This window comes from Ruegeria sp. AP12 (assembly GCF_056540025.1).
Genome location: NZ_JBQFVZ010000008.1, coordinates 157,628 through 167,880, shown reverse-complemented (window position 1 = coordinate 167,880; position 10,253 = coordinate 157,628). Strand labels below are relative to the sequence as shown.

Here is a 10,253-nt window from a genome sequence, read left to right as displayed (position 1 = left end):
CCAATCAAAAACCTCCGAATGCCCACCGTCTCTCCGATGCGTCTCCGCCGCTTCCGCCGCGTCCCAGCGCCTCAGCAGCGCCGGTGAAGGGCGTTCTAAGGTTTAGTGATCAGGGCCGCAAGCAGAAAAACCAGAAAACGGCGAAAAAACTTAGAAATCTCATTTTATCTCTTAAAAACAATCTATTAGAAAAGCATCGAACTACAGATGTGGCACACCAACACGCTTCTCATCGCAGGAATCAGGGGCGCTGTGATGTTATTCACGTGGTTACCCACAGACTCGGCTCAGACTCAGGCGGAATCGGCCTGTCTTGTGCGGGTCAAAAGACCTGACAGCGGCAATCTGAACGCCAGCAGGCCGAGAATGGCGGCAAGGTAGAGAAGCGGCTCAAGCTGAAAGCCCTTGGCCAGCATGACATAATGAACCCCGCCCAGCAGAACCGCCGGGTAGACCAGCTTGTGCAGCTTGCGCCAGCGAGGGCCCAGACGACGCACCGACCAGTTGTTCGATGTCACAGCCAGGGGCAACAGCAGGGCAAACCCCGCCATGCCGACGGTAATATAGGGGCGTTTGACAATGTCCGCCCAGATCTGGCTGGGCAATTGTACGTCCAGCACCAGCCAGACCAGCAAATGCAGCGCGACATAGGAGAAGGCCAGAACCCCGATCGCACGGCGGAACTTGATGAGGTTCAGGCCAAGATGCTGACGCAATGGGGTGACGGCCAGACCAAGGATCAAAAGCTGCAGGGCCAGTTCGCCCAACTCATGTTCCAGCGCCTTGATCGGCTCGACCCCCAATCCGCCTGTCAGGGCCAGATACAGAAACCAGGGGGCAGGCAATGCCCCCAAGGTATAGATCGCCCAAACAGGGATCTTGCGCAGTATCTGGTTCACCGCCTGCATCTGATCAGTAGTTCTCTTTCAGGTCCATGCCTTCGTACAGGCTGGCGACCTCGTGTTCATAGCCATTATACATCAGCGTCGGGACGCGCTTGGCAAACAGCCCGCCACCGACTTGACGTTCCGAGGCCTGCGACCAGCGCGGATGATCCACATTCGGGTTCACATTACTATAGAACCCGTATTCGCGCGGCGCGGACATATTCCAGCTGGTGGGCGGCTCATCCTCGGTCAGCGTGATCTTCACAATCGACTTGATCGACTTGAACCCGTATTTCCACGGAACCACCAGACGCAGCGGCGCGCCGTTCTGGTTCGGGATCGGGCGGTCATAGATGCCGGTCGCCATGATGGTCAGCGGGTGCATCGCCTCATCCAGACGCAGACCCTCGCGATAGGGCCATTCGAGGATCGGGAAGCGCGTGCCGGGCATTTCTTCCGGGCGATAGGCGGTCTCGAACGCCACATATTTGGCACCTTCCTGCACGCCCGCCATGTTCAGCAGATCGGCCAGTTCGAACCCGTTCCACGGAATGACCATCGACCAGGCCTCGACACAGCGGAAGCGGTAGATGCGTTCCTCGACGGTCATCTCGGACATGATGTCCTGAAAGTCATAGGTGCCGGGGCGGTCGACCAGACCGTCGATCTGCACGCTCCACGGCTCGGTCACCAATGTATGAGCGTATTTCGCCGGATCATCCTTACGGGTCCCGAATTCATAGAAGTTGTTATAGCTGGTGATCTCTTCCCAGGTGTTGGGCTTCAAAGCCTCCTGCGCCGCTGCGGGCCGCGCCATCGCGGTCAGCCCGACACCTGCCAGCCCGGCCATTACCTGCCGCCGGTTCAGAAATGCCGCCCGGGGGGTGACATCGGCATGTGTCAAAGTGTTGGTCCAGCGATGCGCCATTTGGATCTCCGTCAAGTTTCAGCGTCAAAGGTGACGTAATGCGCTGATAGCACAGAGCCAAGGAAACAGGCGTAACGATTGAGCGAACGGATTGTAACGTTCCGCGTGATCAATACCGGACCCCCACAGGCATGGGTGCAACCGGAAGACACGTGCGTCGGGTCATGAGGTCAAAAAGCCTCTGGCCCGGAGACGCGCAATTCGATAGGCCGGTCACATCCATTGGTTGATCAGATTGCCCCCTATGCTTGTTTTTCAATCCTTCGTCCTGTCCTTTTCGATTCTTTGGCGGTTTGTCCTGACATTTCCGATTCTGGTCATCGGATTGCTTCTTTACGGGTTGGTCGGCGGGTTGATCGGAGGGCTAATCGGTTTCATCGCGCCCGGAGCCTTCTTGCTGATACTGTTTCTGATCAGCGCCTCATCCAGCGTGATTCCGATTCTGGTCGGGGCCCGTTTCGGGTTTCAGTCCAAACATATGCGTCCAAGCCACGGCTATAAGGCCCTGATCGTGCCCGCGCTTGCCTATGGTGCCGCCGAAGCCATGGTGATCGGGATTGCATCTGTTCCGGTCTTTGGGTTCTCGGGCCTGATGATGTCGCCGACCAGCCTGGGCCTTGGTACGTTCGACAGCGAGGACCTTCTGAATATTGTGGCAAGGCCCGAGACGCTGATTGCCATCTCGGTCCTTCCTTTTGTCGCTGTATGCGCGATCCGGGCCAGCCTGCTGGTGCCCATGGCATCAGCCTCGATCGGGCGGGATCCCGACAATCGCCCCTATACGCCGTTCCTGCATTTCGGATCGTCTTTCTGGGAGCTGTTCGGCATCGTCGCGCTTAGCTACCTGTCCATTGTCGTATTCTACTTTGTGATCTTTGCGCTGTTTCTGGTTCTGACAGCTACGGGCTCGCTCGAATCCTACGTGATGGAAATCGAGGCAATGTTGGACGGCAGCGAACCGTTCCGCTTTGACTGGTCGCTGGCTGCAATTATCGTCGCCTATCTGGTGGTCGCGCTTTGGAGCTTTAGCCTGCAATGCGCGGGTGGGGTCTTGGCCCATCTTCGGCTCAGTGGCGGCGCAGATCCGTTTGCCCCCATCGATCCGACCAAATTTGACGCAAAACCAGCCCCGCCGCCGCCATCCAACACCGGTCCGCGCATGTCTGCCGAAGACTTGCGGGCCTTGCGCAAAAGCCGTCAATCCCGCCCCTGAAACGGCAGCGATCTTTACAAGCGCACAGGCGGCGCGGCACTCTGTCAGGCAGGTGCCGTGTCCCAATGCTGGGGCGGGGCCAGTAAATCGGCCTATCTGCCGCAACGGGAGGAAGACGAATGTGTGACATCTGCGTAATGAATGCCGTCAAGGACAGGATGCTGTCGCGACGCAGCTTTTTCAAAGCCGCCGCAGCCAGCGGAATAGCGGCCACCGCAACAGCCGCGACCGTTCCAGCAGCACTGGCGGCGGGTCATGGCGGGGTCGAGGATATGACCCACACGCTGAGCCCCGAGTTTCCGACCTGGGGCGGCGATCCGGGCATTTCAGCCGAGCAGGTCTTTAACTTTGGCGAACACGGCTTCAACCTGTTCAACCTGTCCATAAACGAGCACACGGGAACGCATATCGACGCGCCCCTGCACTTTTCCGCAGATGGCCTGTCGGTTGATGAAATCCCGGTCACCGATCTGGTTGCCCCGTTATGCGTCGTCGACATTGCCGCCCGCGCGGCCGAGGATGCGGACACGCGCGTCACCCCGGATGACCTGAACGCCTGGATTGCCGCCAATGGTGACATCCCGGATGGCGCTTGTGTCGCCATGCATTCAGGCTGGGCGGGCAAGACGGCCACGGACGAATTCCGCAATTTCGACGGCGAAGCACAGCACTATCCCGGCTTCCACGTCGAAGCCGCGCAGATGCTGATGGAGGACACTGGCGCGCGGTCGATTGCCGTCGATACGCTGTCGCTGGATCACGGCATGTCCGCCGATTTCGCCACCCATTATGCCTGGTTGCCCTCGGGCCGGTTCGGGATCGAATGTCTCGCCAATCTGGACCGCGTGCCTGCCTCGGGCGCAACGCTGGTGATCGGCGCGCCCAAGCATAAAGGGGGCACCGGCGGCCCGGCGCGGATATTTGCGTTGATCTGACATTTCCAACGCACAAGAAAACTGGCGCGTCAGACCGGCGGGCCAGTCACCTGTTACGTACCTCACAGGTCTTGGGCGCCGAGGACACATCACCCAATGGACAGGACGACCACGGATACCACCCTGCGCTATGACTCCGCCGCGCCGAAATGGCGGGATAAGATGCGCGTCCTTGGTTACTACGACGCGTATCTGGGATTTCTTTCGGCAGGCCAGCGCACACCGCAGCATGAGGCACGCGTTGTCGATGTCGGTGCCGGAACCGCGTCATTCGCAGAGGCCTGGGTTGCCATTCATGGGCCGCCCGGAAACATGACGCTGCTTGAGCCAAGCCCCATCATGCTGGCACAAGGCCAAAATGCACTGCGCGCACGGGGTGTTGAGCCAAATGTTGCACAAGGGCTGCTCGGTTCCGTCGATCTTGAACCTGCAGATGTGGCGCTGGCGGCGCATGTGATCGAACACTGCCCGGACCCCATGCGCGCGCTTGAACACATACGCGATCTTCTGCGCCCCGGCGGTCGGTTGTATCTTGTGGTGTCAAAGCCGCATTGGTGCAATGCGATCATCTGGCTGCAGTGGCGGCACCGCACGTATCGCAGGGATGAGATACTAGAGCTTTTGGACCGGGCAGGATTTGAATGCGAACGCGAATACGCTTTCCCTGCAGGCCCACCATCCCGGACAAGCCGTGGAATAGTGGCGCGACGCAGAGGCTAGTTTCCAAGAAAAAGGCCCGCCGACATGGCGGGTCTTCTGGTTTCCGTTGGATCAATGCACCACGGCATCATCCGGGCGGGGTCGGTCCGACGTGCCCAGCCGGTCGCCTATGATCAGCCCGTCCGAGCCTGCGGTGACCGGAACGGTCTCGCCGTCCTTGATCTCACCGGCCAGCAGCGCTTCGGCCAGCGGGTTCTGCAACGCGCGCTGGATCACGCGTTTCAGCGGGCGGGCGCCAAAGACCGGATCATAGCCTTCGTTCGCCAGCCATTCCTTGGCCCCAACATCCAGCGCAAGTTCGATCTTGCGGGCCGCCAGACGTTTCTGCAGACGCGCCATCTGGATATCGACGATGCCATCCATATCACCCCGCTTGAGCCGGTCGAAGATGATGGTCTCGTCCAGACGGTTCAGGAACTCGGGCCGGAAATGCGCCCGGACCGCGTCCATCACATCGCGCCGTGCCTGCGCACTGTCGGCCCCTTCGGGCAACTGGCTCAGCGCCTGCGACCCAAGGTTCGAGGTCAGGATGATAAGCGTCTGTTTGAAGTCCACGGTGCGGCCCTGACCATCGGTCAGCACGCCATCGTCCAGAACCTGCAACAGCACGTTGAACACATCCGGGTGCGCCTTTTCGACCTCATCAAACAGCACGACCTGATAGGGCCTGCGCCGCACGGCTTCGGTCAGCACGCCGCCCTCATCATAGCCGACATAGCCCGGAGGGGCGCCGATCAGACGGGCAACCGCGTGTTTCTCCATGAACTCGGACATGTCGATGCGCACCATCGCGTTGTCGTCGTCGAACAGGAAGTTCGCCACGGCCTTGGTCAATTCGGTCTTACCCACGCCGGTCGGCCCGAGGAACAGGAACGAACCCAGCGGGCGACCTTCGTCATTCAGGCCCGCACGCGCACGGCGCACGGCGTTGGCGACGGCGGTGACGGCGGCATCCTGACCGATCACGCGGGAATGCAGATCGTCTTCCATCCGCAGCAGCTTCTCACGCTCACCTTCCAGCATTTTGGCGGTCGGAATACCCGTCCAGCGTTCGACCACGGATGCGATCTGTTCCGGGCGCACCGTTTCCTCGGCCATCATGGCGTTGCTTTCGGCGTTCTCGGCCTCGGTCAGCTGTTTCTCGAGCTCGGGGATGATGCCGTAGGACAGTTCCCCCGCCTTGGCCAGATTGCCCTCGCGCTTGGCGATCTCCAGATCAGCGCGCGCCTTGTCGAGCTGTTCTTTCAGATCACGCGCACCCGCAAGCTTGTCACGTTCGGCCTGCCATTGAGCTGTCATCTCGGCAGATTTTTCCTGCAGATCGGCCAGATCCCTTTGCAGGGTTTCCAGACGATCCTTGGATGCCGCGTCATCCTCAAGCTTCAGCGCCTCTTCCTCGATCTGCATCTGCAGGATCTGGCGATCCAGCTGATCGAGTTCTTCGGGCTTGGAGTCCACCTCCATCCGCAGGCGCGACGCGGCCTCATCGACAAGATCGATGGCTTTGTCGGGCAAGAACCGGTCGGTGATATAGCGATGCGACAGGGTCGCCGCCGAGACCAGCGCCGAGTCCGAGATGCGTACACCGTGGTGCAGCTCGTACTTTTCCTTGATGCCCCGCAGGATGCTTATGGTGTCTTCGACAGTTGGTTCGGTGACCATCACAGGCTGGAACCGCCGCGCAAGGGCCGCGTCTTTTTCGACGTATTTGCGATACTCATCCAACGTGGTCGCGCCGATACAGTGCAACTCACCCCGGGCAAGCGCAGGCTTGATCAGGTTGGCGGCATCCATCGCGCCGTCGGACTTACCGGCACCGACCAGCGTGTGCATTTCATCAATGAACAGGATGATCTCACCAGCGGCTTCGGTCACTTCGGTCAGAACGGCTTTGAGGCGTTCTTCGAACTCGCCCCGGTATTTCGCACCTGCAATCAGCGCACCCATGTCGAGCGCAAGCAGCTTTTTGTCTTTCAGCGATTCCGGCACGTCACCGTTGATGATGCGCAGGGCCATGCCCTCGGCAATCGCGGTTTTACCGACGCCGGGTTCCCCGATCAGAACCGGATTGTTCTTGGTGCGGCGCGACAGAACCTGCATCGAGCGGCGGATTTCCTCATCGCGCCCGATGATCGGGTCGATCTTGCCCTCAGCCGCTGCTTCGGTCAGATCGCGCGCGTATTTCTTGAGGGCGTCATAGCCTTCTTCGGCGCTGGCTGTGTCTGCGGTGCGACCCTTGCGGATGTCGTTGATCGCTTCGTTCAGTTTCTGGGCGGATACGGCCCCGGCCTCCAACGCCTCCTTGGCTTTGGATTTCACCATGCAAAGCGCCATCAACACGCGTTCGACCGGCACAAAACTGTCGCCCGCTTTGGTGGCGATCTTGGCGGCCTCGTCCAGAACCTTTGCGGTCTGGCCGTCCATGTAAATCTGGCTGGCGTCGCCGCTGACCTTCGGGATCTTCCCCATCGCGGCATCCAGCGCCTCGACCACGCGGTTGGGTGCGCCACCGGCGCGGGTGATCAGGTTGCTGGCCAACCCCTGATCGTCATCCATCAATGCCTTGAGTATATGTGTGGGCTCCAGCCTCTGGTGCCCCTCGCGCAGCGCAATCGTTTGCGCGGCCTGCACGAATCCCCGTGCCCGCTCGGTGAACTTGTTCAAGTCCATTGCTATTCTCCTTTTCCAAGCGCCCTAAGTCTGCTGCGCCCGCTTGGCGGCACGCGTCGGTCTGGGCCTCGCATTCAATTTGGGAAATATCTTTGCCAGTTCAAGAGGCTAGAGCGCAGAAACCCGCACTATTCGCGCTGGATTGTGTAGACCGTGTACCCTCCGGTCTCGGCCACCTGAACAGCACCCCGGTCATCGACCAGAGACTGCGCCGCATCGCTGCCCGTCGGGCATGAGACCAGATCGGCGGTGTGATCAAGGAAATTGCCGGTAAAGGCCGTTTCGCCGGTCAGCTGGCACCAATCATCCTCGGACCGGTAGCCGCGTACCAGACGCAAATCATCATTCGTCGGGGCCGGTGCAGCCCCTGTTTCCGGCACGTCAGGCGCAGAGTCTTCACAGGCGGCCATTGTCAAAACCACACTTAGCAACAGCAGTTTCTTCATTTCACGTCCCTTTGTTTTCGTTTTTTGCGTTCAATCCGGTCACTCTAGCACAGAACACAACGGCCCCTGACAGCTATCGCGCATAGACAGGCGCGCCCGAACCCGTTAGGACGCAGACGTTTGCCAAAAAACAGGAGCGCCCCAATGTCCGATGACCGCCTGATCGTAGCCCTTGATGTTCCGAACGCCCTGCAGGGGCTGGCCATGGCCGAGCGTCTGGGTGACAGCGTTTCGTTCTACAAGATCGGGTTGGGGATGCTGACCGGCGGTGGGCTGGCGTTGGCGAATGAGCTGAAACAGGATCACGGCAAGCGCATCTTTCTGGACATGAAGCTGTTCGACATCGGCAACACGGTCGAAAACGCCGTGCGGGGGCTGGCGCAGTTCGATCTGGATTTCCTGACTGTCCATGGCGACCCGCATGTGGTGCGCGCCGCGAAAGAGGGGGCCTCGGGCAAGGACCTGAAAATCCTTGCGGTGACCATCCTGACCTCGCTGAACCGCGACGATCTGGATGCCAGCCTGCTGAAAGAAGGCGACGTGCAGGAATTGGTCGTCGAACGTGCGGCAAAGGCGCTGGAGGCTGGGGCCGACGGCGTTATCGCCAGCCCGCAAGAGGCCGCCCTGATCCGCGCCCTGCCGCAGGCCGAAGGACGGCTGATCGTTACGCCGGGCGTGCGTCCTGCCGGGGCCGCATTGGGCGATCAGAAACGCGTCGCGACCCCGGCCAGCGCCATCGGCGACGGGGCAGATCACATCGTGGTGGGCCGTCCGATCTATCAGGCGGACGATCCGAAAGCGGCGGCCGAGGCCGTTCTGAGCGAATTAAACTCTTTGACACGGCACTGAACGGTTTCGGGAATCAAACCCTGAATGCGTTAACAAATGTCTTGATTAACTTGACCTTAGGTCACTTTTGACCCCTAAAACCGCTGAAACAAGCTGTGCCCGAAAATACACAGAAAACGCGCAAGTTTAGGGTCTGGGGCTTGGAACCTATCTAAATATAGAGATATCGGCGAGTCTTGGGGATGAAACACTCCCCAACGAACCGTGTCTTCCTGAGGTTCGTTACCTCCCCCCGCTGACGCGCGGGGGGTCTTCTTTTGAGATCAGGCACAGATTGTCGGACCTTTGATCCCCCCTTATCGGTGGTATAAGGAGTGCCCAACCCACTCGTGGAATGCCCGAGGACGCGCATGCCTGGTCTTTGCCGAGATTGCCTGACCACAGTCACCGACGAACGGCGCTGCCCGACCTGTGGCAGCCCTCGGGTCAAGTCACATCCGGATTTGTTCGACCTGTCCATCGCGCATATGGATTGCGATGCCTTCTACGCCTCGGTCGAAAAGCGCGACAATCCGGATTTGGCGGACAAGCCTGTGATTATCGGCGGTGGGAAACGGGGCGTGGTGTCGACAGCCTGTTACGTGGCGCGCATCAGGGGCGTGCGCTCGGCCATGCCGATGTTCAAGGCCCTGCAGCTGTGCCCCGAGGCGGTGGTGATAAAGCCCCGCATGTCGGTCTATGTCGAAGTCTCGCGCGAGATTCGGGCGATGATGGATGAACTGACGCCGGTGGTGGAACCCTTGTCACTGGATGAGGCGTTTATGGACCTGTCCGGGACGGAACGCCTGCACGGCGCGCCACCTGCGGTCATGCTGGCGCGTCTGGTCAAGCGCATGAAGGACGAGCTGGGCCTGACCGGTTCAATCGGTCTGAGCCACAACAAGTTTCTGGCCAAGGTCGCCTCGGACCTCGACAAACCGCGCGGGTTTTCGGTGATCGGCAAGGCCGAGACGGCAGAGTTCCTGCATGACAAGCCCGTGCGCCTGATCTGGGGCATTGGCCCGGCGGCACAAGAGTCGCTGGAACGGGCGGGCATTCGCACCTTTTCCGATCTGCTGCGCTGGGATCAGGAGGCGCTGACGGCGCGGTTCGGCTCGATGGGCTATCGCCTGTGGCATCTGGCGCGCGGTCAGGACAAGCGGCGCGTGTCGGCGCATGAGCCGATGAAATCGATCAGCAATGAGACCACCTTTTTCGAAGACACCGCCAGCACCGACATTCTGGACGGTCACATCTGGCGCATGGCGCTGAAAGTGTCCGACCGGGCCAAGGCCAAGGATCTGGCCGGTCGGGTTGTCACCTTGAAGCTGAAGAAGGCCAATCACAAGATCATCACCCGGCGGGTTTCGCTGCGCGATCCAACCCAGATTGCCGACCGAATCTATCGCACTGCGCGGGGCCTGTTCGATCAGGTGGGCGATCAGGGCCCCTATCGGCTGCTGGGCTGTGGCTTGTCCGATCTGTGTTCAGCGGATCAGGCCGACATATCAGGGGATTTGCTGGACCCTGACGCCGGGCGCCGGTCTCAGGCCGAGCGTGCGACCGACAAAATCCGGGAACGGTTCGGCGCGGATGCCATCGTGAAGGGGCGCGCCTTGCGCTAGG

General features: G+C 60.3%; 10 protein-coding genes. 6 read left to right on the top strand and 4 right to left on the bottom strand.

Annotation, left to right across the window (positions count from 1 at the left end):
* On the top strand, positions 1-335 hold a 335-nt coding region (locus ACR0E6_RS18855; RefSeq protein WP_480586115.1), incomplete at its 5' end, for a hypothetical protein.
* Here the strand turns inward: ACR0E6_RS18855 and msrQ are convergent.
* Complete coding sequence (msrQ, locus tag ACR0E6_RS18850; RefSeq protein ID WP_480586112.1) at positions 294-908, bottom strand: protein-methionine-sulfoxide reductase heme-binding subunit MsrQ; 615 nt, start codon at positions 906-908, stop codon at positions 294-296. The two genes, ACR0E6_RS18855 and msrQ, sit on opposite strands and share 42 nt — an antisense overlap.
* A 4-nt stretch (positions 909-912) precedes the next feature.
* Positions 913-1,815 carry a protein-methionine-sulfoxide reductase catalytic subunit MsrP gene (gene msrP, locus ACR0E6_RS18845; RefSeq protein ID WP_480586109.1) on the bottom strand — a complete coding sequence of 301 codons (903 nt, stop codon included), beginning with the start codon at positions 1,813-1,815 and terminating at the stop codon, positions 913-915.
* Positions 1,816-2,059: 244 nt separating this feature from the next.
* On the opposite strand from msrP, the gene ACR0E6_RS18840 reads away from it, so the two are divergent.
* The 3 genes from ACR0E6_RS18840 (at position 2,060) to ACR0E6_RS18830 (ending at position 4,683) form a co-directional block, all read left to right on the top strand.
* Positions 2,060-3,028 carry a hypothetical protein gene (locus ACR0E6_RS18840; protein ID WP_170624927.1) on the top strand — a complete coding sequence of 323 codons (969 nt, stop codon included), beginning with the start codon at positions 2,060-2,062 and terminating at the stop codon, positions 3,026-3,028.
* A gap of 119 nt (positions 3,029-3,147) precedes the next feature.
* Positions 3,148-3,963, top strand: a complete 816-nt coding sequence (locus tag ACR0E6_RS18835; protein WP_480586106.1) for a cyclase family protein — start codon at positions 3,148-3,150, stop codon at positions 3,961-3,963.
* A 96-nt stretch (positions 3,964-4,059) separates the two neighbouring features.
* Complete coding sequence (locus tag ACR0E6_RS18830; RefSeq protein WP_480586104.1) at positions 4,060-4,683, top strand: class I SAM-dependent methyltransferase; 624 nt, start codon at positions 4,060-4,062, stop codon at positions 4,681-4,683.
* Positions 4,684-4,734: 51 nt separating this feature from the next.
* On the opposite strand, the gene clpB is transcribed toward ACR0E6_RS18830, so the two are convergent.
* Entirely contained in the window at positions 4,735-7,353 is a 2,619-nt protein-coding gene (clpB, locus tag ACR0E6_RS18825) for an ATP-dependent chaperone ClpB (protein WP_480586101.1), read from the bottom strand.
* A 128-nt stretch (positions 7,354-7,481) separates the two neighbouring features.
* Positions 7,482-7,799, bottom strand: a complete 318-nt coding sequence (locus ACR0E6_RS18820; RefSeq protein WP_480586099.1) for a hypothetical protein — start codon at positions 7,797-7,799, stop codon at positions 7,482-7,484.
* Positions 7,800-7,943: 144 nt separating this feature from the next.
* Between ACR0E6_RS18820 and pyrF the strand changes: the two genes are divergently transcribed.
* Together pyrF and ACR0E6_RS18810 are read left to right on the top strand one after the other, a co-directional pair.
* Positions 7,944-8,648: an orotidine-5'-phosphate decarboxylase gene (pyrF, locus tag ACR0E6_RS18815; RefSeq protein ID WP_170624930.1), complete on the top strand. Its 705-nt coding sequence runs from the start codon at positions 7,944-7,946 to the stop codon at positions 8,646-8,648.
* 350 nt (positions 8,649-8,998) lie between these two features.
* Complete coding sequence (locus tag ACR0E6_RS18810; protein WP_480586096.1) at positions 8,999-10,252, top strand: DNA polymerase IV; 1,254 nt, start codon at positions 8,999-9,001, stop codon at positions 10,250-10,252.
* The last annotated feature ends 1 nt before the right edge of the window (position 10,253 follow it).